Source organism: Agrobacterium sp. CG674 (genome assembly GCF_053521645.1).
In genome coordinates this window covers 233134-259244 of the sequence record NZ_JBNWDZ010000001.1, presented here as the reverse complement: position 1 = coordinate 259244, position 26111 = coordinate 233134, and the positions used below count along the sequence as shown (strand labels likewise).

24 protein-coding genes are annotated in these 26111 nt (G+C 57.6%); 12 read left to right on the top strand and 12 right to left on the bottom strand.

Annotated features, from left to right (window positions below):
- Positions 1-46: 46 nt before the first annotated feature.
- Both ACQZ51_RS01265 and ACQZ51_RS01260 read left to right on the top strand, forming a co-directional pair.
- Positions 47-982 carry an aldo/keto reductase gene (locus tag ACQZ51_RS01265; protein ID WP_448774651.1) on the top strand — a complete coding sequence of 312 codons (936 nt, stop codon included), beginning with the start codon at positions 47-49 and terminating at the stop codon, positions 980-982.
- Positions 982-1425 (top strand): N-acetyltransferase family protein, encoded by a 444-nt coding sequence (locus ACQZ51_RS01260; RefSeq protein WP_448775705.1) that lies wholly within the window; start codon positions 982-984, stop codon positions 1423-1425. The genes ACQZ51_RS01265 and ACQZ51_RS01260 overlap by 1 nt, the downstream gene beginning before the upstream one ends.
- On the opposite strand, the gene ACQZ51_RS01255 is transcribed toward ACQZ51_RS01260, so the two are convergent.
- A complete protein-coding gene (locus ACQZ51_RS01255) occupies positions 1415-2305 on the bottom strand; it encodes a LysR family transcriptional regulator (RefSeq protein WP_448774650.1) in 891 nt (296 codons plus the stop codon). The genes ACQZ51_RS01260 and ACQZ51_RS01255 overlap by 11 nt on opposite strands.
- Before the next feature lie 117 nt (positions 2306-2422).
- Here ACQZ51_RS01255 and ACQZ51_RS01250 point away from each other — a divergent pair, with 117 nt between their 5' ends.
- Positions 2423-3424, top strand: coding sequence for an aldo/keto reductase (locus ACQZ51_RS01250; RefSeq protein ID WP_448774648.1), 1002 nt, complete (start codon positions 2423-2425; stop codon positions 3422-3424).
- A gap of 60 nt (positions 3425-3484) precedes the next feature.
- On the opposite strand, the gene pheT is transcribed toward ACQZ51_RS01250, so the two are convergent.
- From pheT to infC, 6 genes are all read right to left on the bottom strand, one after another.
- Entirely contained in the window at positions 3485-5908 is a 2424-nt protein-coding gene (pheT, locus tag ACQZ51_RS01245; protein ID WP_448774647.1) for a phenylalanine--tRNA ligase subunit beta, read from the bottom strand.
- Between the two features lie 12 nt (positions 5909-5920).
- Positions 5921-7003: a phenylalanine--tRNA ligase subunit alpha gene (gene pheS, locus ACQZ51_RS01240; protein WP_448774645.1), complete on the bottom strand. Its 1083-nt coding sequence runs from the start codon at positions 7001-7003 to the stop codon at positions 5921-5923.
- A gap of 20 nt (positions 7004-7023) precedes the next feature.
- Positions 7024-7872 carry a lipopolysaccharide kinase InaA family protein gene (locus ACQZ51_RS01235; RefSeq protein WP_448774643.1) on the bottom strand — a complete coding sequence of 283 codons (849 nt, stop codon included), beginning with the start codon at positions 7870-7872 and terminating at the stop codon, positions 7024-7026.
- Between the two features lie 218 nt (positions 7873-8090).
- Complete coding sequence (rplT, locus tag ACQZ51_RS01230) at positions 8091-8495, bottom strand: 50S ribosomal protein L20 (RefSeq protein WP_042616319.1); 405 nt, start codon at positions 8493-8495, stop codon at positions 8091-8093.
- 40 nt (positions 8496-8535) lie between these two features.
- A complete protein-coding gene (gene rpmI, locus ACQZ51_RS01225; protein WP_042616318.1) occupies positions 8536-8739 on the bottom strand; it encodes a 50S ribosomal protein L35 in 204 nt (67 codons plus the stop codon).
- Between the two features lie 243 nt (positions 8740-8982).
- Entirely contained in the window at positions 8983-9519 is a 537-nt protein-coding gene (gene infC, locus ACQZ51_RS01220; RefSeq protein WP_342365783.1) for a translation initiation factor IF-3, read from the bottom strand.
- Positions 9520-9705: 186 nt separating this feature from the next.
- Between infC and ACQZ51_RS01215 the strand changes: the two genes are divergently transcribed.
- Together ACQZ51_RS01215 and ACQZ51_RS01210 are read left to right on the top strand one after the other, a co-directional pair.
- A complete protein-coding gene (locus tag ACQZ51_RS01215; RefSeq protein ID WP_448774641.1) occupies positions 9706-10515 on the top strand; it encodes an alpha/beta hydrolase in 810 nt (269 codons plus the stop codon).
- A 98-nt stretch (positions 10516-10613) separates the two neighbouring features.
- A complete protein-coding gene (locus tag ACQZ51_RS01210; RefSeq protein WP_448774639.1) occupies positions 10614-11228 on the top strand; it encodes a transglutaminase-like cysteine peptidase in 615 nt (204 codons plus the stop codon).
- A 16-nt stretch (positions 11229-11244) separates the two neighbouring features.
- On the opposite strand, the gene ACQZ51_RS01205 is transcribed toward ACQZ51_RS01210, so the two are convergent.
- Positions 11245-11838 carry a TetR/AcrR family transcriptional regulator gene (locus ACQZ51_RS01205; RefSeq protein ID WP_448774638.1) on the bottom strand — a complete coding sequence of 198 codons (594 nt, stop codon included), beginning with the start codon at positions 11836-11838 and terminating at the stop codon, positions 11245-11247.
- Positions 11839-12038: 200 nt separating this feature from the next.
- Between ACQZ51_RS01205 and ACQZ51_RS01200 the strand changes: the two genes are divergently transcribed.
- A complete protein-coding gene (locus ACQZ51_RS01200; protein WP_448774636.1) occupies positions 12039-12437 on the top strand; it encodes a RidA family protein in 399 nt (132 codons plus the stop codon).
- Between the two features lie 45 nt (positions 12438-12482).
- Here ACQZ51_RS01200 and mbfA read toward each other — a convergent pair whose 3' ends face one another.
- Complete coding sequence (gene mbfA, locus ACQZ51_RS01195) at positions 12483-13466, bottom strand: iron exporter MbfA (RefSeq protein ID WP_448774634.1); 984 nt, start codon at positions 13464-13466, stop codon at positions 12483-12485.
- A gap of 343 nt (positions 13467-13809) precedes the next feature.
- Here mbfA and ACQZ51_RS01190 point away from each other — a divergent pair, with 343 nt between their 5' ends.
- Positions 13810-14913, top strand: coding sequence for a TRAP transporter substrate-binding protein (locus ACQZ51_RS01190; RefSeq protein ID WP_448774632.1), 1104 nt, complete (start codon positions 13810-13812; stop codon positions 14911-14913).
- Positions 14914-14931: 18 nt separating this feature from the next.
- On the opposite strand, the gene ACQZ51_RS01185 is transcribed toward ACQZ51_RS01190, so the two are convergent.
- Entirely contained in the window at positions 14932-16020 is a 1089-nt protein-coding gene (locus ACQZ51_RS01185) for a helix-turn-helix domain-containing protein (RefSeq protein ID WP_448774631.1), read from the bottom strand.
- A 143-nt stretch (positions 16021-16163) separates the two neighbouring features.
- Between ACQZ51_RS01185 and ACQZ51_RS01180 the strand changes: the two genes are divergently transcribed.
- The 3 genes from ACQZ51_RS01180 to ACQZ51_RS01170 all read left to right on the top strand — a co-directional run bounded on the left by ACQZ51_RS01180 (position 16164) and on the right by ACQZ51_RS01170 (position 21229).
- Positions 16164-17231, top strand: coding sequence for an alpha/beta hydrolase family protein (locus ACQZ51_RS01180; RefSeq protein WP_448774629.1), 1068 nt, complete (start codon positions 16164-16166; stop codon positions 17229-17231).
- A 175-nt stretch (positions 17232-17406) separates the two neighbouring features.
- On the top strand, positions 17407-19923 hold the full coding sequence (locus tag ACQZ51_RS01175) for a methyl-accepting chemotaxis protein (RefSeq protein WP_448774627.1): 2517 nt from the start codon (positions 17407-17409) through the stop codon (positions 19921-19923).
- A 223-nt stretch (positions 19924-20146) separates the two neighbouring features.
- Positions 20147-21229 (top strand): GH25 family lysozyme, encoded by a 1083-nt coding sequence (locus ACQZ51_RS01170; RefSeq protein WP_448774625.1) that lies wholly within the window; start codon positions 20147-20149, stop codon positions 21227-21229.
- Between the two features lie 99 nt (positions 21230-21328).
- Here ACQZ51_RS01170 and ACQZ51_RS01165 read toward each other — a convergent pair whose 3' ends face one another.
- Complete coding sequence (locus tag ACQZ51_RS01165; protein WP_448774624.1) at positions 21329-22192, bottom strand: DMT family transporter; 864 nt, start codon at positions 22190-22192, stop codon at positions 21329-21331.
- Positions 22193-22298: 106 nt separating this feature from the next.
- Between ACQZ51_RS01165 and ACQZ51_RS01160 the strand changes: the two genes are divergently transcribed.
- Entirely contained in the window at positions 22299-23726 is a 1428-nt protein-coding gene (locus ACQZ51_RS01160; RefSeq protein ID WP_448774623.1) for an aminotransferase-like domain-containing protein, read from the top strand.
- A 70-nt stretch (positions 23727-23796) separates the two neighbouring features.
- Positions 23797-24105 carry a hypothetical protein gene (locus tag ACQZ51_RS01155; protein ID WP_448774622.1) on the top strand — a complete coding sequence of 103 codons (309 nt, stop codon included), beginning with the start codon at positions 23797-23799 and terminating at the stop codon, positions 24103-24105.
- Between the two features lie 63 nt (positions 24106-24168).
- On the opposite strand, the gene lepA is transcribed toward ACQZ51_RS01155, so the two are convergent.
- Positions 24169-26007 carry a translation elongation factor 4 gene (gene lepA / locus ACQZ51_RS01150; protein WP_042616306.1) on the bottom strand — a complete coding sequence of 613 codons (1839 nt, stop codon included), beginning with the start codon at positions 26005-26007 and terminating at the stop codon, positions 24169-24171.
- Between the last annotated feature and the right edge of the window lie 104 nt (positions 26008-26111).

Here is a 26111-nt window from a genome sequence, read left to right as displayed (position 1 = left end):
GCTTGATAGTGTCGCGCCTATCATGAAAGCAAAGGGAGTATTGTCCGTGGAGAAACGTGCGCTTGGCCGAACCGGCCTTTCCATCGCCCCCATCGTGTTTGGTGGAAACGTGTTTGGCTGGACTGCGGATGAAAAGACCTCGTTTCAGTTGCTGGATGCCTTTTTCGATGCAGGCTTCAACACCATCGACACAGCAGATGTGTATTCCGCATGGGTGCCGGGGCATGAGGGTGGCGAATCCGAGACCATTATCGGCAAATGGCTGAAGACGGGCAGCGTTGCCCGCGACAAGGCGATCATCGTTTCCAAGGTCGGCTATGACAAGGGCCTCAAACCGCAATGGATTGAGCAAGCCGTCGAGGCATCGCTGCGCCGTCTGCAGACTGACTACATCGACCTTTATCTGGCGCATAAGCCGGATGCCGAGACACCGATTGAAGACACGCTGGCCGCTTTCACAAAGCTGAAAGAGCAAGGCAAGGTGCGCGCCATCGGCTGCTCCAATTATGATGCACCGGAGTTGCAGCAAGCACTGGATGTTTCGGCCCAGACGGGGCTCGCCCGCTTTGATGTCGTTCAGCCGGAGTACAATCTCTACACCCGCGAGAGGTTCGAGGGGCAGCTGGCGGACCTTTCGCTGAAGGAAGATATCGGCGTCATCAATTATTACAGCCTTGCGGCTGGATTTCTGACCGGCAAATACCGCAGCAAAGCCGACACGGAAGGTGTTGCGCGATCCTATCGCGTGGGCGATTACGTCAATGCGCGTGGACTTGAGATTTTGGGTGCCATGGACACGATCGCCGCGCAAACAGGCGCAAAGCTTGCCGATATCGCGCTGGCCTGGCTGTTGCGCAAACAGGCCGTCACCGCGCCCATTGCCAGCGCCACCAGCCTCTTGCAACTGGAAAGCTTCAAGCGCGCCACGGAACTGAAATTGACCGACGACATGGTCGCCCTTCTCGACAAGGCAGGCGCATGATGAAGCCAGAGATTCGTGATGCGCGCGTGGAAGACAAGGCGGATTGGCTGAAACTGTGGAAGGACTATCTTGCCTTTTACAGTGTCGATCTTGCCGATGACGTGACAGACCACACATGGGCGCGCATTGTTGACCCCGCTTCCCGCGTTTCTGCGCGCCTTGCTATTGTGGATGGGCAGGTGGCCGGTTTTGCCATCCATCACTTCCATGATTCCACCTGGGTCAAGACACCGGACTGCTATCTGGAAGACCTGTTTATCGACAGCAGCATTCGCGGCAAAGGCATTGGCCGGGCGCTGATCGACGATCTGATTGCCATTTGCCGCGAGAAGGGCTGGTCACGCCTCTACTGGCACACGAATGAGGACAATGAGCGGGCGCGCAAGCTCTATGACAGCTATGTCGAGAGCGATGGCCACATTCGCTACCGCATCAAATTCTGAAGCGGAAGAAATCCACGAAAGCCCTCAACGCCGGTCGCATTTGCTGGCGTGAGGGATAATAGATGTAAAAGCCATCGAAGGGAGCGCACCAGTCTTCCAGCACACGGATCAGACGGCGCTCTCTGATATCGTCTTCGATGCGCTGCTCGAACACGAATGCCAGCCCCGCACCATCAATGGCCGCCGAGCGGATGAGGCTTTGATCGGAAAGGATCAGCGGCCCCTGAACATCCACCACCAGCGGCTTGCGATCCTTCTCCAGCTCCCAGCGATAGATGAGGCCGCTTGAAAAGCGGCGGCGGATGCAGCGATGCTGCATGAGATCGCGCGGATGCTGCGGCATCGGGTGATGGTCGAAATAGGCTGGTGAGCCGACAATGGCACCGCATAACGGGCCGCTGGCGCGAACCGCAATCATATCCGCTTCCAGATTTTCACCCAGCCGCAAACCGGCATCGAAGCCCTTTGCCACGATATCCTCGAAGCGATCATCGGTGGAGATTTCCAGTGCAATATCCGGATAGCGGCTGAGAAATTCTCCAAGCCTTGGTACGATAATATCTTCCGCCGCCAGCCGTGGCATGGTGATGCGCAACGGCCCGGCGGCGCGTCCACCCTGTTCGGCCAGCGCGCCGATGACGGCATCGATATTGGCAAGGGCAGGCGCCAGAGTTTCAAGCAGCCTGCGGCCCTCTTCCGTAGGAGAAACGCTGCGCGTGGTGCGGTGAAGCAGGCGCATGCCGAGGCTGAGTTCCAGCGACGACACCGCATGGCTGACAGCGGACGGCGCAATGCCCAGCTCTGCCGCGGCCTTTCGGAAGCTCAAGCCTTCGGCCACGGCGGCAAGCACAGCCAGTTGTGAGAGTTGAACGCGGTTCATTATTCGAAATGATAGAACAAGCTGGGGTGAATTACAGCAGTTATTTTGGCCCTCATAAGACGCTATCTTACAGCATGCCCCTGATGACAAGGTGGTTCCCCAGGGAAGGACATTCCAATGCAAAACAGAATTCTCGGCAAAGACCTCACCGTTTCCGCCCTCGGGCTTGGCTGCATGGGCATGAGCCATGCCTATAGCCCCTCTGCGGATAAGAGCGCATCGATTGCGACGCTTCACCGGGCAGTGGAACTGGGCGTCACACTCTTCGATACGGCGGAGGTTTATGGCCCCCACACCAATGAGGTGCTGGTTGGCAAGGGCCTAAAGCCGCTGCGTGACAAGGTGACCATAGCCACCAAGTTCGGTTTCAAGATCGATGCCAGCAAGCCTGCGGGACAGATGATGGTGGGAACAGACAGCACGCCAAAAAATGTGCACGCGGTTGCCGACGCCTCGCTCAAGCGGTTGGGCGTGGATGTGATCGATCTCTTCTATCAGCACCGGGTTGACCCCAATGTGCCCATTGAAGACACGGTCGGCGCCATGGCGGAACTGGTTGCGGCCGGAAAGGTGCGTTATCTGGGGCTTTCGGAAGCCAATGCCGGAACGATCCGCAAGGCACATGCCACCCACCCCATCACCGCACTCCAAAGCGAATACTCACTGTGGACACGCGACGTCGAGACCAATGGCGTGCTCGATACCTGCCGCGAACTGGGGATTGGCTTTGTGCCGTTCAGCCCGCTGGGTCGCGGGGTGCTGACCGGCGCGCTGAAGAAACTCGATGGCCTTTCCGATACGGATTTCCGCCGCTCCCTGCCCCGCTTTCAGGCGGAAAATTTTGACGCCAATCTGGCGCTCGTCACATTGCTGGAAGACATGGCGGCCAAGAAGGGTGTGACGGCGGCGCAGCTGGCGCTTGCCTGGGTGCTGGCGCAAGGCGATTTCATCGTTCCTATTCCCGGCACCACGAAGATCGCCAATCTGGAATCAAATGTTGCGGCTGCGGATATTGTTCTGAGTGCCGATGAGGCCGCGAAGCTGGGTGAGCTTCTGTCTCCCACCAAGGTGGCGGGCGGACGCTATCCCGAGCAGATGGCGGCGATGGCGAACCGATAAAAAGCAAAGGCCGGGGAGCATTTTCCCCGGCCTTTTGAGTTCAAGCGATGTCGTTCAGAGTCAGGCGCGCAAAACGCCGCCCGTGGATTTCTCGACATTACCGACGATCTTGGCCGTCAGTGCTTCGAAATCCTCGTCCGTCAGGGTCTTATCAACCGGCTGGATCTGCACTTCGATGGCGATGGACTTCTTGTTTTCGCCGACGGATGCGCCTTCGAACACGTCGAAGACATTGACGCCGGTGACGAGTTTACGGTCCGCACTGGTCGCGGCCTTGATGATGGCGCCCGCCTCAACCGAGCGATCCACCACGAATGCGAAGTCGCGCTTCACGGTCTGGAAGGGTGACAGGTCCAGAGCTGGTTTGGTGCGGGTTGCCTTCTTCTTCGGCTCTGGCATGGCATCGAGATAGATTTCGAAACCGCAATAGACGCCTGACACATCCAGTTCTGACAACGTCTTCGGATGGAATTCGCCGAATGTGCCGAGTATGACCTTTGGTCCCATCTTGATCGTGCCGGAGCGACCGGGGTGATACCAGCCGGGTGCGCCCGCTTCGATCTGGACATTGCTCATAGGCAGGCCACAGGCCTCGATCACGGCCAGCGCATCGGCCTTGGCATCGTAGACATCCACAGGCTTGCCACCGCCCTTGGCGGCGTTGGACCACATACGACCGGAACCGGACAGCGTTGCGGTGCCCCGGCGAATGCCGCCAGCCACGCGACGCTGGCCCTGCGGCGTGTCGCTTTCATAGGTGCCTGATACTTCAAAGATCGCCACGTCCGCATGGCCCTTGTCGGCATTGCGCTGTGCAGCGGTCAACAGACCGGGCAGAAGCGATGGCCGCATATCCGACATGTCTGCAGCAATGGGGTTTGCCAGCTTGAGTCCTGCCGAGCCACCGCCAAAGAGTTTGGCCTGGGCTTCAGGAATGAAGGACCATGTGACGGCCTCCAGCATGCCACGGCTGGCCAGCGCCCGGCGTGCCGTTCGCGTGCGGATCTGCAGCGTCGTCAGAATACGGCCATTGACCGCGCCGAAGCTCTCCAGCGGCTCAGGCTTGATCTTATCGACGCCATGAATGCGCATGACCTCTTCCACCAGATCGGCCTTGCCATCCACATCGGGACGCCAAGAAGGAACAGAAACGCTGACGCGCTCACCGGAGCCTTCAATCCCAAAGCCGAGGCCCTTGAGAATATGGAGGCTTTCCTCGGTCGAGATTTCAAGACCCGTCAGGCGCTTGACGTCCGACAAGGGGAAATCCACGAACTTCGGTTCAAAACCCTTGTAGCCGACGATCTTTGCTTCTGCCGCCGTGCCACCGCACAGCTCCAGAACCAGTTCCGTCGTACGCTCAAGGCCCGGCACCATATATTCAGGGTCAATGCCGCGCTCAAAGCGGTAACGCGCATCAGTAATGATACCCAGCGCACGGCCTGATTTGGCGATGTTGATCGGGTCCCAGAGAGCGGACTCGATCAGCACATCCGTGGTGTTTTCATCGCAGCCGGAATGCTCGCCGCCCATGATGCCGCCAATGGATTCGATACCGTTCTCATCGGCAATGACGACAGTGTTGGGCCCGAGTTTGTACTCGCGCTGATCCAGCGCAAGGATGGTTTCACCGTCCTTGGCACGGCGCACGACGAGGTTGCCCTTGACCTTGGCCGCATCGAAGACGTGCATCGGGCGACCCTGATCGAAGGTCATGTAATTGGTGATATCGACCAGCGCGTTGATCGGGCGAAGGCCGATCGCGAGAAGACGCTGCTGCATCCATTTCGGGCTCGGTCCATTCTTCACGCCACGCACAAGGCGCAGGCTGAAGCCGGGGCAAAGTGCGGCGTCATCGAGATCGAGCATCACATCAACGGAGGTCTGACCTTCGACCTTGAAGCCCGGTGCAGGCTTTGTCTTCAGCGTGCCGAGACCAGAAGCCGCAAGATCGCGCGCAATGCCGAAGATCGACGTGCAATCCGGGCGGTTTGGCGTGAGGTTGATCTCGATCATAGGATCATCAAGACCGGCATAGGTCGCGAAAGACGTACCAACAGGCGCATCTTCAGGCAGGTCGATAATGCCATCATGACTATCGGACATATTGAGCTCTTTTTCCGAGCACATCATGCCGTGGCTTTCGACACCACGGATCTTGCCGATGGCAAGCGTCACATCGATGCCCGGAACATAGTCACCCGGGCGCGCAAGTGCACCGACAAGGCCAGCACGCGCATTCGGCGCACCGCAAACGATCTGCACCGGCTTGCCATCGCCCGCATCCACGCTGAGCACCTTGAGGCGGTCCGCTTCGGGGTGCTTTTCGGCTGTCAGGATTTTTGCGATGACGAAGGGCTTATAAGCCGCCTTGTCATCGACATCCTCGACCTCAAGGCCGATGGCCGTCAGGCGTTCGCAAATCTGTTCAAGAGAGGCATCGGTTTCGAGATGCTCTTTCAGCCAGGAGAGTGTGAATTTCATCGTCTTTTCTCCTTAACTGCTCAAACCGCCAAACAATGTCGGCATGTCGAGCGGGCGGAAGCCATAGTGGTTCATCCAGCGGACGTCGGCGTTGAAGAAGTCGCGCAGGTCCGGCATGCCGTATTTCAGCATGGCGATGCGGTCGAGACCCATGCCCCAGGCAAAGCCCTGATATTCATCCGGGTCCAGTCCGCCAGCGCGCAGGACATTGGGGTGAACCATGCCGCAGCCGAGGATTTCCATCCAGTCCTTGCCTTCGCCGAACTTGACGATCGGGCCGGAACGGTCGCACTGGATATCCACTTCGAAGCTTGGCTCCGTGAAGGGGAAGAAGGACGGGCGGAAGCGCATGACGACGCTGTCGACTTCGAAAAAGGTCTTGCAGAATTCTTCAAGCACCCAGCGCAGGTTGCCGACATTCGATTTTTTGTCGATGACCAGACCCTCGACCTGATGGAACATGGGCGAATGGGTAGCGTCACTGTCCTGGCGATAGGTCTTGCCGGGAATGACGATGCGGATCGGCGGCTTCTGGGTTTCCATGGTGCGGATCTGCACCGGCGATGTGTGCGTGCGCAGCACCTTGCGTTCACCCTTCTCATCCGGCGGGAAGAAGAAAGTGTCGTGCATCTCGCGCGCAGGGTGCCCTTCCGGGAAATTCAGAGCCGTGAAGTTATAATAGTCGGTTTCGATATCCGGGCCTTCGGCAATGGAGAAACCCATGTCGGCGAAGATGGCCGTGATTTCATCGACGATCTGGCTGATCGGATGGATGCGACCGCGCTCGGCAGGTGATTGGCGAACTGGCAGGCTGATATCCAGCGTTTCCGCTTGAAGGCGGGCTGTGATGGCGGCGTCTTTCAGCTCCGTTTTACGGGCTGAAATCAGATCCGTCACTTCGGTCTTGAGCTGGTTGATAGCCGCGCCACGGGTCTGGCGCTCTTCCGGCGTCATAGCGCCCAGCGTCTTCAAAAGCTCTGAGACCGAGCCCTTCTTGCCCAGCGCGGAGACCCGCACGGCTTCGATGGAAGCCTCATCTGCGGCGCCCGCGATTTCCGACATCAATTGCGATTTCAACGTATCAAGTTCGGTCATATTTTCCTGCCTCGCCGGGCTTATGCCTGCGGCTTCGGGTTCACAGCATTCTTCAGATAATCGGTCGCCACGATAAAGCGTCGGAGATCACTACCCATCTGCACGCGCCCAATCAACCGTGCCAGCGGCAAAAAACGGCTGAGAACGCCCACCAGTCGCTGCAATTCGGCGATTGCGGCCTTTGGTGCACGCGATACCCACGCCTGATAAGCGGCATCGAGCGTGATTTGACCGTTCTGGGCAAGGTCTGTCAGGGGCAAAAACAGCAGCCAGAGATCACGGGCCTGCGCCGTCTCAAGCGGCATGACCGCTTCCGGCTCTTCCTCGAAATCCATGAAGCCGATCCGGCCATGGCTCAGAAAGAAATCGCGCACATGCGGGCGACCATGACACAATCCGGCGGCATGGAGAGCGCCGATAGCTGCCGCGCAGTCGATCAGCAACGCGTCATGGCCTGCTTCTCCCGCCTGACGCATGCTTTTCAACGTCCGCTGAACGGTTGGCCCGACGTCGGACAGGACGATCGCCGTCTTTGACTGGTAGATGATGTCAGGGACTGGAAACCCCCTGTTGCCAAACTCGACCATTCGGCGTTTTTCGCGCGCCATCATGGCAGCGGGCGCAAGAATGGGCGATGGCTTCAGGAATTGATAGGGCAGCGCAGATGCGAAAACAGATTGTAGCTTGGCCCACCAAGGTTGCTTTTCAGCACCCTGTCGCTTGATCCACACCGAGCCAGCAGAAAGAGTGAGTTGCTGCACGCGGCCTTCGCTGGCCACAAGAGCCTGCATCAGGGCAGCGATATCCGCATCCTCAAGATGGATGTGAAATCCTTTTGCTCTTTCATCAGGGTCAGCAGTTTGATGCATTCAAAACTCGTGCACGGGAACATTGCCCGTTTTACGGCTTGGAGCATTTCCGGTGAACACCGGTTACCGAAACACTCCAGCTCTCTGTTTTACGCCATTCCAGCAGAATTGGTTCCCAATTTGCTTGGAATGCCCATCAAAGACCGCCAGAAATAGCAAAACCCGCACCGGTTTCCCGGCGCGGGTTTCAAATGAACAACAATTTGTCCGCGCCGTAATTACTTTACAGCGGTTTCAAACTCGTTGGTTGTGCCTGCGTCCTTGAGGTACTCAAGAGCCTTCTTTGCGCTTTCGACGAGAACGCCGAATGCTGCTGGCTCATGAATTGCCATGTCAGACAGAACCTTACGGTCAACTTCGATGCCAGCCTTGTTGAGGCCGTCGATGAAGCGGCCGTAGGTCAGGCCGAATTCGCGAACTGCTGCGTTGATACGCTGGATCCACAGAGCGCGGAAGTTGCGCTTGTTGACCTTACGGTCGCGGTAAGCATACTGCTTGGAACGATCCACGGCAGCCTTGGCTGCGCGGATTGTGTTCTTGCGGCGGCCGTAGAAGCCCTTGGCTGCCTTGAGTGTCTTGGTGTGCTTGGCGCGGGAAGTTACGCCACGTTTTACGCGTGCCATGTCATGATCTCCTTAAAATGTCCAAAAGTGCGGAAAAGTCTTAGAGACCGTTCGGCAGATAGTTCTTGACGACCTTCTTGGCGTCTGGCTCGGCCAGAACCATCGTTCCGCGTGCGTCGCGAATGAACTTGTTGGACCGCTTGATCATGCCGTGGCGCTTACCGGCGGCGGCTGCGAGAACCTTGCCGGTGCCTGTGATCTTGAACCGCTTTTTAGCGGCGGACTTCGTCTTCATCTTGGGCATTTTGCTACTCCATTCTTGTATCGAAAACAGGCAGACGAAGCCTGCTTTCAAGCTATTCTGGAACGGACACGGCATGCCCTGCCGGACCGTTCGGACGCGCTCCTATAACCGCAGTTATAGAAAAGAGCAACGGGGAATTCAAAATTCCCTGCTGTTAGCGCCCTGCGCGCCCAAATGGACGCACAAAGGACGCTCTAGATCGTATAATTGGCGCATCGAGCGCCGATACGCCCGGCCAATAACTTACTTCGGAGCCAGGACCATCATCATCTGACGTCCCTCGAGCTTCGGTTCGGCTTCAACCTTGGCAATGAGCACAGTGTCTTCCTTGACTTGCAGCAGAAGCTTCATTCCGAGTTCCTGGTGGGCCATTTCGCGGCCACGGAACTTCAGCGTCACTTTTACCTTGTCGCCTTCTTCAAAGAAACGGTTCATAGCCTTCATCTTCACCTCATAGTCATGGGTGTCGATGTTGGGCCGCATCTTGATTTCCTTGACCTCAACGATCTTCTGCTTCTTGCGCGCTTCGGCCGCTTTTTTCTGGGTCGAGTACTTCAGCTTGCCAAGATCAAGAATCTTACATACAGGCGGTTCGGCGTTCGGCGAAATCTCAACGAGATCGAGACCGGCGTCTTCCGCCATCTTCAGAGCTTGGTCCGTCGGCATGACGCCAAGGTTCTGGCCTTCTTCATCAATCAGCTGAATCTTGGGAATTCGAATTTCCCTGTTGGAGCGCGGGCCCTCTTTGACGGGGGCATCGGCTTTGAACGGTCTGCGAATGGTCGTATTCTCCTGATCTGTTTCGGGATCGCGTCGGCAAAAACCAGCTTGTCGGTGCAAATGGCGGAAATGTCGTGAATGCCGCCGCGAAGTCAATAGCATGCCTGCGCAAAAAAATCACCTCCTGTCGTGCTTTTTCCGAATCTGCACTACATAACCATCAAATTGCAGGAGAATAACGCCAAGATGACTGAGCGACCCATCGAGTACATCACCGTCGGCGCGAGCGGCGACACACGCGAGATCGCTATACTCTCACGCCCTGCGGCAACACAGGATGACGCCCCGGCCCTTGTCTGGCTGGGCGGCTACCGGTCCGACATGACCGGTACCAAGGCGGTGGAGCTGGACCGTTTCGCGCAGGAGAATGGCTTGGCCTGCATACGCCTGGATTACTCCGGCCATGGCGCCTCCAAGGGTGACTTCAACAAGGGCACGATTTCGCGCTGGCTTGAAGAGACGATGGCCGTGCTGCGCCACACGGCGCCCAAGCGGATCGTAGCGGTCGGCTCTTCCATGGGCGGCTGGATTGCGCTGCGATTGGTCGAGGAACTGCGCAAGCAGACAGGCGGTCCCACGGTCGACGGCCTGCTCCTGATTGCTCCCGCGCCAGATTTCACAGCCGAGCTGATAGAACCCAACCTGTCGGATGCGGAAAAAGCGTCTCTGGTTGAGCGCGGTTATTTCGAGGAGCCGTCCGAATACAGCAGCGAGCCCAACATATTCACCCGCGACCTGATCGAGGATGGGCGCAACAATCTGGTGCTGAAAGGCATCATAGAAACCGGATGCCCAGTCCACATTCTGCAGGGCATGAAAGATGACGACGTGCCCTATTCTCACGCGCTCAAACTGCTTGAGCACCTGCCAGCCGATGATGTCGTGCTCAGCCTTATCCGCGATGGGGACCATCGCCTGTCGCGTCCACAGGATATAGAACGGATGCTAGCGGCTGCGAAAAGCCTTGCTTTCCATGGGCAGCAGCCCCGATCTTAACCATATTATTCATCTCGCGTTCACGAATGGTGAGTTCCGATTGACACATGCCCCTGTAGCCTCTTAACTTTTCATTAAGATTTTAAGGGACTGGTTTCATGAAGAACGCACCTCGGGCGCTTGCTCTGCTGGTCGCAATTGCGGCAGGACTACTGTCTGCAGCCACTGCACAGGCCGAAAACAAGGGCAGCCCCGCCATGGTCACCGGAGGCATCACGTCCCAGCCCATCGGTCATTACGAGTTCTGCCAGAAGTATCAGTCCGAGTGCGACATTCGCAGCAAGCTGACGCCGCCGCCACGGGTGACGGAATATGGCTGGAACGTCATTCGCGAGGTCAACAAGGACATCAATTCCCGCATCATCGCCATGACGGACCAGGAAGTCTACGGCAAGGATGAAGTCTGGGAATACCCGAAGACAGCCGGTGACTGCGAAGATTTCGTGCTGTTGAAGCGCAAGGCGTTGATCGAGCGCGGCTTTGCTGTGTCCGATCTCCTGATCACTGTCGTTCGCAAGCCTGATGGCGAGGGGCACGCGGTGCTGACCCTGCGCACGAACAATGGCGACTTCATTCTCGACAACCTGTCCGATGACGTCAAACTTTGGACGGATACCAACTACACCTATCTGAAGCGTCAGGCCTCGTTCAACACAGGCCGTTGGGTATCCATCGAGGATGGCCGCGACGTGCTGGTGGGAGCCCTTCGGTAGTCTGCCAGAACGGGCCTCAGCTTTCGGCCAAGAGCCCGGATGCCAGATGGTGAAAGGCCGCGACCACCTTGGGAAAGGCTTCGCCGGGTTCATCCGAACCGGCAATCCACAGGGCCGCATTCAGCACCGCGCCATTCAGCAGCCATGTTGCCGCCCTGGCATCCACGGATTTTAACAGGCCATCATCGATCAGGGTCTGAACCGTATTCTCGATGCGCTTCAGGCAAGCCGTCTGGTTGGGCCATTTGGCCGGATCGCCAAGAACTGCGGGTCCGTCCAGCAGCATCACCCGTTGTATCTCGGGCTCGAGCGCCATTTCAATATAGGCCGCGCTCTCAGACAGCAAACCAAGCCAGGGTGTCTCTGCACCTTCTTGCACGACGCGCAAGCGCGCCAGCATTTCCGCGTCGATCTGGTCGATCACGGCCTGAAGCAGGCCCTTTTTGTCTCCGAAATTGTGATAAAGCGCGCCACGCGTCAGCCCGGCCTCTGCCGTGATGTCGTCCATGGATGAGGCGGCATAGCCCTTGGTCGCAAAGGCTTTTCGGGCAGCAGTGATGAGCTTTTCGCGGGTCTCCTCAACCATCTGCGCTCTCGTTCTCGTTGCCATATCCGTGCCTCTCATTAACATACGCGACGTATGCCTATTGACATACGTCGCGTATGTGAAATATCTAAACATACGGAGCGTATATCAAATTTCGTTCCGCCGAGTAAAGCCAATCAATCGCCAGACCGCACACTCTGCGCCTGTCGCATCCAGCGATGCGTGGGCATGGATGCGGCTGCCGTGCGCAAAGGAACACGACAATGAGCAAACGAGACGCTATTTTTCCGCCGGGCCGGCACGCACTTTATGAAAAGCATGGCTATTCCGCCGCCGTGCGCTCCGGCGACCTACTGTTCGTTTCAGGTCAGGTTGGCAGCCGTGACGATGGGTCGACAGAGTCTGATTTCGCCAAACAGGTGCAACTGGCCTTTGACAATTTGAAAGCGGTGCTTGCTGCCGCTGGTGCGACATTTGATGACATCATCGATGTCACCACCTTCCACACCGACCCTGAAAGCCAAATGGCAACGATCATGGCGGTGAAGGAAACCGTTTTCAGTGAAGAGCCCTACCCCACCTGGACGGCGGTCGGCGTGAACTGGCTGGCCGGGTTCGATTTCGAAATCAAGGTTATTGCGCGCGTTCCCTTGGCCGCATGACCGTGACCATAGGGGTTGAGGGGTTTCGCAACCCCTCTCCCTTGGTCAACCATTGCCAATGAGGATGCCTGCGGCAAGCACGAGGGAGCCGCCGAGCACCACCTGAAATACCGCCCGCATGAACGGCGTTTCCATATAGCGGTTCTGGATGAAGGCGATGGCCCACAGCTCCACGAAAACGATGATGGCGGCCACAGCGGTGGCGGTCCAGAAATGCGAAATGAGATAGGGCAGCGTGTGGCCAAGGCCACCAATGGTGGTCATGATGCCGGAGGCAAGGCCACGTTTGAACGGGGATCCACGACCGGACAGCTTGCCGTCATCATGGGCCGCTTCCGTAAAGCCCATGGAAATACCGGCGCCCACGGACGCCGAAAGGCCGATGAGGAAGGTCTGCCACGTATCTTGCGTGGCGAAGGCGGCAGCGAAAATCGGGGCGAGCGTCGACACGGAACCATCCATCAGGCCCGCCAGTCCCGGCTGGATATAGGTCAGCAGAAACTGCCGCTTGGCGGTCTGTTCTTCCTCAGATTTCGCATCGTCAGGCAAATGCTTGCCATCGAGCATGGTCGCGATATCTTCATGCGCACGCTCGGCTTCCGCCAGATCACCCAGCAGCTTGCGAGTGGATGCGTCTGTCACGTGCTTGATCGCTTCCTCGTAAAACCGGATGGCCTGCTGTTCCATCTCTTCCGCCTGGGCACGGATTTTTTCCAGCGGAAGGTTTTTAACAAGCCAATCGGGCTTACGCTCATAAAAGCCGCTGACATGTTCCCGGCGGATGAGGGGAATGAATTCGCCAAAACGCGTCTGATGCATGCCGATCAGCATGTTGCGATGCGCCTGCTCCACCTCTGCCATATCCGCAAAAACCTTGGCTGATTGAGGAAACTGCGCCCGCAGGTGATCGGCATAGGACCGATAAATCCGGGCATCATCCTCTTCCGACGATATCGCAAGGGCAAGAATTTCCTGCTCGGTCAGGGATGCAAATGGACGCTTTGAGCGGGGCAACAGGCTGCGCAACATGATAAGGCTCTCCTTAGAATGATTCTAAATATACCTGTCGCGACGGTCGCGCAAGCGAAATTAGAATGATTCTAATTTGATCGTCGCAGCGTGATCGCTCACTCCACATCCTTCGCTGACCAACAAGACGGTTTGACCGGCAATTCCGCGCCACGTTGTTTCGAAATCCGGAGCGACTGACTTCGGAGGTAAGCAAGCTCGGCTGACGTTCATTAGAAAAGCCGACAGGATGCCGCATTTGCTACAACAATGTCTTGAAGGCTGCTTGCGGACATGGTTATTAGTTCGCGGGAGGCGTACCATGCGGTTCGCCTATAGTGCTACATTCAAGGCTTGAATCAAAATGGATCGCAGATCATTTATCCGCCGGGCTGGTGCCGTTGGCGCTGGCGTTACCGCAACCGCTCTCGCAGCCCCTGCTATCGCGCAGGAAAATCCCAAGATCAACTGGCGCATGACCTCGTCCTTCACCAAGGGACTGGACATTCTGTTCGGCGCTGGCCAGATCGTTGCGGATCATGTGAAGGAAGCATCCGGCGGCAACTTCACCATTCAGCATTTTGCTGGCGGCGAAATCGTGCCAGCACTTCAGGCGGCAGATGCGGTCACATCAGGCACGGTCGAAATGGCCCATACCTGCTCCTATTATTATGTTGGCAAAGACCCGACCTTTGCGCTCGGCACATCGATTCCTTTCGGCCTCAATGCCCGCCAGACCAATGCCTGGTTCAACCAGGCCGGTGGCAACGAGCTCATGAACGAGTTTTTCGCCAAGCATAACATCTATTCCATTCTGCTCGGCAACACCGGCGCCCAGATGGGCGGTTGGTTCCGCAAGGAAATCAACACGATCGATGATCTCAAAGGCCTGAAAATGCGCATTGCCGGCCTGACTGGGCAGGTTATGAAAAAGGTCGGTGTTACCCCGCAGCAGATTGCTGCCGGAGATGTCTACGCAGCGCTGGAAAAGGGCACGATCGACGCGACGGAATTTGTCGGCCCTTACGACGACCAGAAGCTTGGCCTCTACAAGGTTGCGAAATACTATTACTATCCAGCATGGTGGGAAGGTGGCCCTGCCTGCCACGCCTTTGTGAACCTTGAAAAGTTCAACAGCCTGCCTGAAAACTACAAGCGCATTCTGAAAGATGCCTGCGCGGCTGGCAGCGCCTCGATGCTGGAACGTTATGACACCCGCAACCCCAAGGCCCTGAAGGAGTTGGTCGCGCAAGGCGCTATCCTGCGTCCATTCAGCCAGGAAATTCTGGATGTCTGCCACAAGGCAGCGCTTGAAACCTATGCCGAGCTTTCTTCGGTCAACGAAAACTTCAAGAAGATCTATGAGAGCCAGCAGGCGTTCAAGAAGGACGCCTATCTCTGGGCTCAGATCGCAGAATACACTTATGACACCTACATGATGATCCAGCAGCGCAACGGCACGCTGTAATCATCCGCTGGTCGAGATTTAAGAGGCCACGCGCTCCGGCGGGTGGCCTTTTTTGTTGGACGCGACAAGCTTCCACACTTGACGCTCCCGCCAGGCCAGCGGGCTCATGCCGGTGATGCGGCGAAATTCCCGGTTGAAATTGGACTTCGTCTGGAAACCGCAGTCCAGCATGATGGCGGTCACGGATTGCTCTGTCTCCTCCAGCAGGCGGCAGGCATCGCTGATCCGTAGCTGGTTGATATATTGCGAGACATTGCCACCGGTTGCGCGGTTGATGGCCTGGGAAATCTGGCGGCTGGGCAATGCCAGCTTGCGGGCGAGACGTGACAGATTGAGGTTCTCGTCGCGGTAAACTTTCTGCCGCGTCATCAGCGCCTCCAGCCGTGCCATAATCTCATGATCTTCGGTCGTCGCACTCACTGGCGCGGCATCCGCCAGTGCGCCGCTGTCCTGCGCCCCACCTGCCAGTTTCTCGGGCTTGCTGTTGCCCGCAACCCATGCGGTGAGGCCAATCATGAAAAGGACTAGCAGGTTGCCATTGCCGACGATGACGCCAATATTTTGCCCGCGTGCCCACTGGAAATCGAGCACGACGAGAATGTCGAAGGTCGCTGACATGCAGAGCGCAGCACCCGCAAGAAAGAGCGCGCGATGGACCGATGCAACGCTTGCAAACTGCGCCTCCTCCAGCCCATCGGGGCCACGGCGTCCAAGCAGCACGATGGCAACAGCATAGCCGACAAACAGGGCAATCAGAACGTAATCGATAGCGAGGGGTGCAAGCACCATCACCAGCAGAATGACCAGCGATGGCATGACGAGACTGGCTATATTTGCCGCGCTTTTCAGCCGCCATTCATCCATCAGGCTTCGAAAACTGGCATAGGCCAAGGGCGGCAAGACAGACGCCATGACCGGCAAGACAAATCTCAGCCATTCGACCTGATAACCCCAACGCAGACCGAGCAGAGCCGACTGCACCGCGCTGAGCGCGATGAGCGCCAGAAACGGCCGGTTCGCCTTGCCCCCTCCACTGCCGCGAACAATTGAGAACAACATCAGGAACAACAAAAGCGAAACGACAAAAGGCAAGGGAATGAAAAGCACGATGGGTGATCCGGAGTGTGAACCGACAATGCGTTCTACATGAACTGAATCGTGTTTGCGCACGACCTCAAACGTGTTTCAGGGCGTGAAAAAAGTGGGATGGGTCGAAACCAGCCTCGTTGCTCCAACCCATGAGGCTTTTTATGCGCTCCATTCTATCTGCGATATTGCTATCCACTTTCTTCCTTCCATCTGCTCACGCAAGCGAAGCTGTCGGCGTCCGCGATATCGCCGTCCCCTCACCGCTTCGCGGCAAGGATCTTGCAGTGACCGTCTGGTACCCATCTGACGGAAAGGGCGAAGTCCTTCGCGTTGGCGAAAACAGGATTTTCGAAGGGACGACGGCTCTGAAAGGTGTCGCCATTCAGCCGGGACACCTTCCCTTGGTGCTTCTTTCGCATGGCTCCGGCGCACGCGGCACCACCATGGCCTGGATTGCCACGGAACTTGCAAAGGCGGGCTTCATCGTTGCAGCACCCGATCACCCTGGCACGACCAGCGGCGATTCCACACCGGAAGACACGCCGAAGATCTGGGAGCGGACGGATGATATGTCCACAATCATCACATCGCTGACCACAAATGCCGAATGGTCACCTTCCATCGACGCCAATCGCATCGGCGTCATGGGCTTTTCACTGGGTGGCAGCGCTGCGCTGGAACTGGTCGGAGCCCGTGCCGATCTTGGCGCCTATGTGCAATATTGCGTCGATTATGCCCAGTCCATGGATTGCACATGGTTCTCAGGTGGCCGTGGCTATAAAAACGGCGAGGCTATCACTGTGCCGCCGCTGGATTTGCGCAGCGTCGATAAAGTACGGTTCGAGCAATCGAACCACGATGAGCGCATCCGCACCGCTGTTCTGGTCGATCCGGGCCTTGAGGTCGCCTTCACGAAAGACAGCCTTCACGACATCAAGATACCGCTGACCTTCATTAATCTGGGCAGCGTCGGCACTGTCCCCGTGTCGGTCCTAGCAGATCAACTGGCCAAGGATGTGCCAGATGGCACCTATGCGCAGGTGAATGGTTCCGACCACTTCAGCTTTCTGCCGGTCTGCAAGCCGGACGCTGAGGCCTTTCTCAAATCGGTTGGCGAGATCGATCCGATCTGCACACAAACCGGCCTGCGCAACCGGGCGGATCTCCACGCCGAACTGGTAAAGATGATCGTTGATGCATTTGAGAAGGGGCTGAAAGACAACCACTAAGCAAGGTCAAAAATTCGTCGCAGGATGAGGCCGGTATATTGCGCCGGCCTCTATGATCCAAAGCAAACCCCCTGATATTAATGGTTTTTTCAAACCTCGGCTGCACAAGTTGGGTCACGACGATCTCACGAGAAAACAGAGACGTTGGTTCAAAAATGGGCCTTGGGGAAAGTTAATGATCATCGACAATATGCTGGCGCGGTTTAAGATACAAACCAAAGTCATCGTTTTCATCGCACCATTCGTGGCAAGTATCCTTGCGGTTGGTCTGTCTGGACTATACGCATCGAACCTGCTGCAAAGCCGCATGGATGTTTCAAACACAATTTTGCAATCCTTGACAGGCTTCAAAGAAGTCTATGGCGGCATGACATCGTTTCTCAGCAATACCAATGAGGAAACACGGTCCGCTCTGCACCGCCAGCTGGCCGAACAGGCCAATTTTCTCCGCGCCGCCGAAGATGGCAGCTCTGCAGAGATAAAAGATGCCATCGAGCGCACAAAAATAATCGACAAGCAGGTCGATGAATTATGGACCAGCCACGGTCAGGAACAGGCTCTGCGGGCAAGCATGAGCACTGACCTCGCGACCATGACGCGGGAGTTGAACGGTGTTCTGGCCAATGCCACCAACATCAGAAGCACGTTGCAATCGGATGAGGCAAAAGCCAAGCAGATGTTGCGCGAAGCAGACAAGCTGAACCGCGGCGCCAATGTCATTGCGACTGTCGTTACCGATTTCAACAAGACGACCGTGCCCGAAGAAAAGACCGCCGTCGTCAAAGCTGCAATCGGAACGCTGGAAAGCACGGTCAAGGAACTCGTCGCCACAGCAACCGTCGACCAGAAGATGATCATGGACCAGCTGGCCGAGGGCGTGACGCAAATCCGCGCGCAACTGGATATTGGTGTAGTCAACGACACCACCGTCGGTGCCATCGAGCGCGTGGTCAATCTCATGCGGCCCGCAACCATCCGTCTTCAGGGCTTTGCAAGTCTCAGATCACGGCAGGCGACAGAGGTGTTCGGCAAGCTGGACCAGCCGCTGGAGCAGGCATCAGGCTTCCTGGCCAATGCTCGCCAGATCGCCGAGGACGCAAAGAACCTCGAATTGCAGATGGCCGGCTATGTGGCCGCACCGAGCAAGGAAAAACTTGAGGCATTTCGTGACGCAGCGTTCCGTCTAAATGTGTCCACCGGCTCCATGTCCGGCGACAGCCAGATGTCAGAGGCCACCCGCAAGAGCGCCAAGGCCATCGACAGCCTGGCAACAAAGCTGGACGGCTCCGCGACCCAGCTTCTTGCGATCTCGCAGCAGCGCACCGTTGCTTTCAGCATGGCGGAAGAGGAAATCGGCCGCGTCTGGACCAACCTGACGACATTTGCTGAAAAGCAGCGCAGCGCAGCCGATACCGAGCGCAGCAAAGCGGACGGCATCTCGCTTTCTGCCATGATCATCGGCGTTCTTGTCGCGATTTTTGCGGGCATCGGCCTCGTCATGACCTTCAAGGGCCCAATCCTTGGTATTGTTGGCGCCATGAAGCGCCTGGCCAAAGGTGACATGGACATTCCGCTTGATGCCAAGAACCGCTACGACGAAATCGGTGACATGGCGCGGGCACTGGAAGTGTTCAAGGAGAATGCTGAGGAGCGCATCCGGCTTGAAGCTTCAACGCAGGAGCAGCGTGCCTCTGCCGAAGCTCAGCGCCACGCCAACGAGACAGAGCGGAAAGAACTCGACCGGCAGATCCAGTTTGCCGTCAGCGCGCTGGCCGGTGGCCTTGAGCGGCTTTCTGCAGGCGATATCTCGACCACGATCGACACGCCTTTCAACGATCGTCTGGAGCAATTGCGCGTTGACTTCAACCGCTCCATGCTGCGGTTGCGCGACACGATTGGCGGCATTGCCGAGAATGTCGCCGCCATTCGCGGCAACGCCCAGCAGATGTCGGAATCCGCAGTTGACCTTGCCCGCCGCACGGAACGCCAGGCGGCCTCGCTTGAAGAGACGGCAGCGTCTGTGGACGAGGTCAACTCCAACATGCGCAATTCAGTTGAACGCGCCCGCGAAGCAAATGGCATTGTCGACAAGACCCGTCGCAACACCGAGGAATCGCTTGTTATCGTGCGCAATGCGGTTGACGCCATGCAGCGGATCGAAAATGCATCGCAGACCATCGGCAACATCACCGAAGTCATCGATTCCATCTCGTTCCAGACCAACCTGCTGGCGCTCAACGCCGGTGTGGAAGCAGCGCGTGCCGGGGAAGCCGGAAAGGGCTTTGCCGTGGTTGCCCATGAGGTGCGGGAACTGGCGCAACGGTCCGCCGCTGCCGCAAAGGAAATCCGTGAACTGATTGCCGTTTCATCCAGCGAAGTCGCCGCAGGCGCGAGCCTCGTCGCCAAGACGGGTGAAGCACTGGCGCAGATCGGCACGCAGATTGCCAATGTCAGCGATCAGGTCGGGCAGATCACGCAGGCCACGCAGGATCAGTCTGTGGCCATGCAGCAGATCAACAGCTCCGTCGGCGAGGTGGATCTTTTGACCCAGCAGAACGCGGCCATGGTGGAAGAAACCAGCGCAGCGAGCGAGCAGTTGAACGAAGAAACCGACCAGTTGCTCAGTCTGCTGGCGCAGTTCCGCCTGGAGTCCAACCAGAGCGGCAACCAAGGCAAACGCTTCGCAGCTTAAGCGAATATTGTTTGACACCAGAACGCGCGGGCGAAATCGTCCGCGCGTTTTGCTTTTTGGCAGACCCGGTCAAAGTGGCAAAAACGGATAGCGCCTCAAGACATTTCCCGATCGTAAAGATTGGATTCAGCCTTTTTTGATAATTTGTCGTTAGTGATAATTTTTTGATGGTCCCGGGCATGCGCGCTTTGCGTTTTGCCCCTTGTTTTGCGTACGGGTTCTCATGCATCGATCGACAGTGCCAGCTTTTGTCCTAGCCTGCCTATCCCTCACAGCCTGTACATCCAGTACCGGGCCAGAAGGCCTAATGGCGGGTATTCCTTCCCGGGAAACTACAAGTTCCGTGACGCCTTCGGCGCCCGTGCCCCAGGCAAGCGTCGGCCAGACGCAGGCTCCCCTTCGTGCGGAACCATCCCAAAAGGTTCTGGCCTGGGGTGGCCCCGTGCCGTCTGGCTCTCCAGCCTTTGCGGCTGTCGATCACCAGACGCCCATGCCAGAAATGAACCGACCCATGGCGCAGCAAGCCGGGGTCGCCCTACCCAATGAGCGTCCGGTTCAGATGGCCATGGCGGCAGCACCCGCAATCAGTTCGGGACCGGCGGTGCGTTCGCGCCTCTTCCGTTCCAATTTCAGCGATGCAAAGCCCATCAATTTCGGCAGCGTCACGCCACGGCACTATCCTGTGCACGGCGTCGATGTGTCCCGTTGGCAGGCCAATATCGACTGGGAACGGTTGAGATCCCGCGGTGGCAACTTCGCTTTCATCAAGGCGACCGATGGCGGCGACCATCTGGACCCGATGTTCAAGACCAACTGGAACCGTGCCAAGGCGGCAGGTGTCAAACGGGGTGCCTATCACTTCTTCTATTGGTGCCGTGCTGCAAGCCATCAGGCGGAATGGTTCATTCGCAACGTACCACGCGACCCCGATGCACTGCCGCCGGTTATCGACGTGGAATATAACGGCGAATCTAGCTGCAAGATGCGTCTTCCCCGGGCCAAGGTGCTGGAAAAGATGCAGGTCTTCATGGACATGCTGGAGCGCCACTATGGCAAGCGCCCGATCATCTACACCGCGCCGGATTTCTACAAGGACCACCTGTCCGGCGAGTTCCTGGATTATCCCTTCTGGCTGCGGGCGGTCGCACAGCATCCATCCAAGGTCTATCCCGGACGGAAGTGGCTGTTCTGGCAATATTCCGGCTCTGGCCTCTCTCAGGGGGTTGATGGCAAGATCGACCTGAATGTCTTCAGTGGCAACGAGAAGTCTTGGGAACGCTGGTCATCGCAAGGTGGCAGGGGTTAGAGCAATTCCAGCAAAAGTGGGAACCGGTTTTGCGTCCGGAATTGCGTAAAAACAAACATATAGAGCGTTGAAGGTGAACTCGTGTTCACCGGAAATGCGCTAGCGCGAAAATCTTTTCGCGCTAGCCACACAGGCAACGACACCGAGTGTGACGGCCAGCATCGCCACACTCACAGGCTCCCCCAGAAGCGTCGCGGCTAACGTGAGGCCGAAGAACGGTTGCAGCAACTGCAACTGTCCCACGGCTGCGATGCCACCCAGCGCCAGGCCGCGATACCAGAAGATGAAGCCGATCAGCATGCTGAACAGCGACACATAAAACAGCCCGCCCCACGCATCAGCTGCGATATCACCCCAGTGCGTTGGCATGGTGAACAGTGCCAAAGGCAGCATGAGCGGCAGCGACAGAACCAGCGCCCAGGAAATGACCTGCCAACCGCCCAGCCTTCGCGAAAGCGCCGCGCCTTCCGCATAACCCAGCCCGCAAACGACGATTGCGCTCAACATCAAGAGATCGCCTCTCCACGACATGGCCGCATCCTGCCCCAGCGCAAACCCGGCGACCAGACTGCTGCCGAGGCCGGAAAACAGCCAGAAGGCCAGACGGGGCCGCTCCCCGCCACGCAGCACGGCAAAGATGGCTGTGGCAAGCGGCAAAAGGCCGACGAAGATGATGGAATGGGCGGATGTGATGTGCTTCAGCGCAAGCGCCGTCAACAGCGGAAACCCGACGATGACGCCCAGCGAAACAATTGCCAGAGGCATGATATCGCGGCGCGCCGGGCGCTTCTCTTGAAACACGATCAGTAAGGCCAACGCCAGAAGCCCCGCGATGCTGGCCCGGGCGAGCGTGAGAAAGGCTGGATCGAAACCCGTGACCGCCATGCGTGTGGCCGGCAGAGAACCGCTAAAAATGACCACGCCGATCAATCCGCTCCACCAGCCGCTTGATGTCTTGTCCATTGCATCACTCCATTTCAAGTCAACGCTATGCGTGAACATGGCTAGCGACACCAGCAACAGTGCGGTACAGTTGAAACAAACCGTTATGGTATGTGGAGCAGTACGGATGGATGGATCAGCCTTGAAAGCCGATGGTGCTGCGCCGCGCATCGAAGCGGTGATGCGTGAAATCAGACGCCGCATTGCGGCACGCAGCCTTCCAACCGGTGCAAAACTTCCATCGGTGCGCAGCTTTGCAAAGCTCATGCAGGTTTCCACCTCAACCGTGGTTGAGGCCTATGAACGACTGGTGGCGGAAGGTGCGATCCGTTCCCGTCCCGGCTCGGGCTTCTATGTCGCAAGCGCCCTTGCGCCTCTGTCTCTTGCCGAAATTGGTCCCAAACTCGACCGGGCGGTTGATCCTTTCTGGGTGTCGCGATTGGCGCTGGATGGCGGGGCCGATGTGGCGAAGCCCGGTTGCGGTTGGATGCCCGCCGCCTGGATGCCGCAGGATGTGCTGCGTCGCGCCATGCGCACTCTTTCGCGCGGTGAGCTGGAGCACCTTACAGATTACGCCACCCCGCTCGGCCTTTTGCCCATGCGGCAGCTTCTTTCGCGGCGTTTTGCCGAGCAGGGCCTGCATGCAAGCACGGGGCAGATCATTCTCGTCGATTCCGGCACTCAGGCGATTGATCTCCTGTGCCGCTTTCTGCTTGAGCCCGGGCAAACCGTGCTGGTCGACGACCCCTGCTATTTCAATTTCCATGCGTTGCTGCGCGCCCACCGCGTCAAGGTCATCGGCGTTCCCTACACGCCCACCGGGCCGGACGTGGCGATGTTCGAGCAGGCTTTGAGTGAACACAAACCCCGGCTTTACATCACCACCTCTGGCGTCCACAACCCAACAGGTGCATGCCTATCGCCCGTAACCGCCCATCGCGTGTTGATGTTGGCCGAACGAGCCAACCTCACCATCATCGAAGATGATATTTTTGCCGATTTCGAAGAGCAGAGGGCGCCGCGCCTTAGCACATTCGACGGCTTGAACCGCGTTGTGCAAATTGGCAGCTTTTCCAAGACCCTGTCGGCATCCGTGCGCTGCGGGTACATCGCAGCGCCCAAAGACTGGATCGAGCCACTGACGGATCTGAAAATTGCAGCCAACTTTTCCGGCAGCCAGCTTTCGGAAGCCCTCGTCTATGCGGCCCTGAAAGACACCCAATACCGCCGCCACATGGATGGGCTGAAACTACAGCTTTCGCGCGCGAGGATCGAGACCATCAATACGCTCGGCGAACTTGGCATCACCCCCTGGATGCTGCCGCAGGCCGGTATCTTTGTGTGGTGCAAGCTACCATCAGGCGTCGATGCTGCGCAGGTTGCCCGCCATGCTTTGACGCAAAACATGGTTCTGGCACCGGGCCAAATCTTCAGCGCATCACCCGGCGCAGCAGGCTTTATGCGCTTCAATGTCTCGCAATGCGCAAGCCCTGATCTCGCCGATATTCTGCGTCGATCCCTGACCGCAGGGAAAACGTCCGCGTCAGAATATTAAGGATTTCTCATGTTTCTGGAACAAAATGCCAGACTGCTTGTTTTCTCGGCATAGTAGAGGAGAAACGAGCATGTCAATCGATCCAAACCTGCCACGCGATCCGAACCTTCGTCCAGATCGCCCTGAACTGCGCACCACACCGGAGGCCGCACGCAACTCACCCGGCTTCATGCCGTGGATTGCCATCATCGCTGTGCTGCTGATCGGTGGCTTCATATGGATGCAGATGAGTGCGCCGGCGACGACAGACGCGACGACGACCTCATCGACAACAGCGCCAGCTGCCAACGAGCCAGCACCGGCACCTATGACACCCGCTGCGCCAAACACCACAGCGCCAGCATCGCCAAACACTGGCGGCACGCAGACGCAGCCATAAGCTGACACCATATTGGTGAAAAAGAAAAACCGCTCGGCCTTGGCTCAAGCGGTTTTTTCGTGATCAATCGTCGCTCATCTTAAGCGCTGCGATGAAGGCTTCCTGAGGAATGTCCACCTTGCCGAACTGGCGCATGCGCTTCTTGCCTTCCTTCTGCTTGTCCAGAAGTTTGCGCTTACGGGTGGCATCGCCGCCGTAGCACTTGGCTGTCACGTCCTTGCGCATGGCCGAGATCGTTTCGCGCGCAATGACGTTGCCGCCGATGGCTGCCTGAATGGGGATCTTGAACATGTGGCGTGGGATCAGGTCTTTCAACTTTTCGCACATGTCACGGCCGCGCTTGTCTGCTGCGGTGCGGTGCACGAGCATAGAGAGAGCGTCCACCGGCTCGCCATTGACCATGATCGACATCTTGACGAGATTGCCTTCGCGATAACCATCCAGATGGTAATCGAACGAGGCATAGCCCTTGGAAATGGACTTAAGGCGGTCGTAGAAATCGAACACCACTTCGTTGAGCGGCAGCTCATAGGTGAGCATGGCGCGCTTGCCGACATAGGTCAGTTCCGTCTGAATGCCGCGACGATCCTGACAGAGCTTCAGGATACCACCGAGATAATCGTCCGGCGTCAGAATGGTCGCCTTGATCCACGGCTCGCGGATTTCCGAAATCTTGACGACATCAGGCATGTCAGCCGGATTGTGCAACTCACGCTCGGAGCCATCGGTCATGGTCAGCTGATAGACCACAGACGGCGCTGTTGCGATGAGGTCGAGGTCGAACTCGCGCTCCAGACGTTCCTGAATGATTTCCAGATGCAGGAGGCCCAAGAAGCCGCAGCGGAAACCGAAGCCGAGCGCCGCAGAGGACTCCATCTCAAACGAGAAAGATGCGTCGTTAAGGCGAAGCTTGCCCATGGCGGCGCGAAGATCTTCAAAGTCCGCAGCATCGACCGGGAAGAGGCCACAGAACACCACAGGCTGCGCTGGCTTGAAGCCCGGCAGTGCCTGCGCCGTCGGGCGCTTGTCTTCGGTGATGGTATCGCCAACGCGGGTATCGGCCACTTCCTTGATGGAACCGGTGATGAAACCGATCTCGCCCGGGCCGAGGCTATCGACAGCCACCATTTTTGGAGTGAGAACGCCAACGCGCTCCACCTGATATTTGGCATCGGTACCCATCATGCGGATGGTCTGGCCCTTGGTCAGTACGCCATCGAGAACGCGCACCAGAACCATGACGCCGAGATAGGTGTCATACCAGCTATCCACCAGCAGAGCCTTCAACGGACCCTTTTCGCCAAGCTCGCTCTTTGGCGGCGGCAACTGGTGAACGATGGCTTCCAGAACATCGGGAATACCGAGGCCGGTCTTGGCCGAAATCAAAACGGCCTGAGATGCGTCGATGCCGATAACTTCTTCGATCTGTTCGCGAATACGGTCTGGCTCTGCCGCAGGCAAATCGATCTTGTTCAGGACCGTGACGATCTCGTGATCATTGTCGATGGCCTGATAGACGTTGGCCAATGTCTGCGCTTCCACGCCCTGGGACGCATCCACCACCAGAAGCGAACCTTCACAGGCAGAGAGCGAGCGCGAGACTTCATAGGCAAAGTCAACGTGGCCGGGGGTGTCGATGAGGTTCAGGACATAGGTTTCGCCGTTATTCGCCTTGTAATGCAGGCGCACGGTCTGTGCCTTGATGGTGATGCCGCGCTCGCGCTCAATATCCATGTTGTCGAGCACCTGCTCGGACATATCGCGTTCGGCAAGACCGCCCGTGGACTGGATCAACCGGTCTGCAAGGGTGGATTTGCCATGATCGATATGGGCAACGATGGAGAAGTTGCGGATATGGTCAAGCGGGGTGCGGGTCGAATTTGTGCTCATGCCCCGCGCTATAGCAGGGGCTCTTGCGCTGGAAAAGCGGGAATTTGGCGAAACGCCTTTAAAGTTCGGCTTTTTAACGATCGCACTGCCAGAAGACTTTTTGACTAGCCATTCTC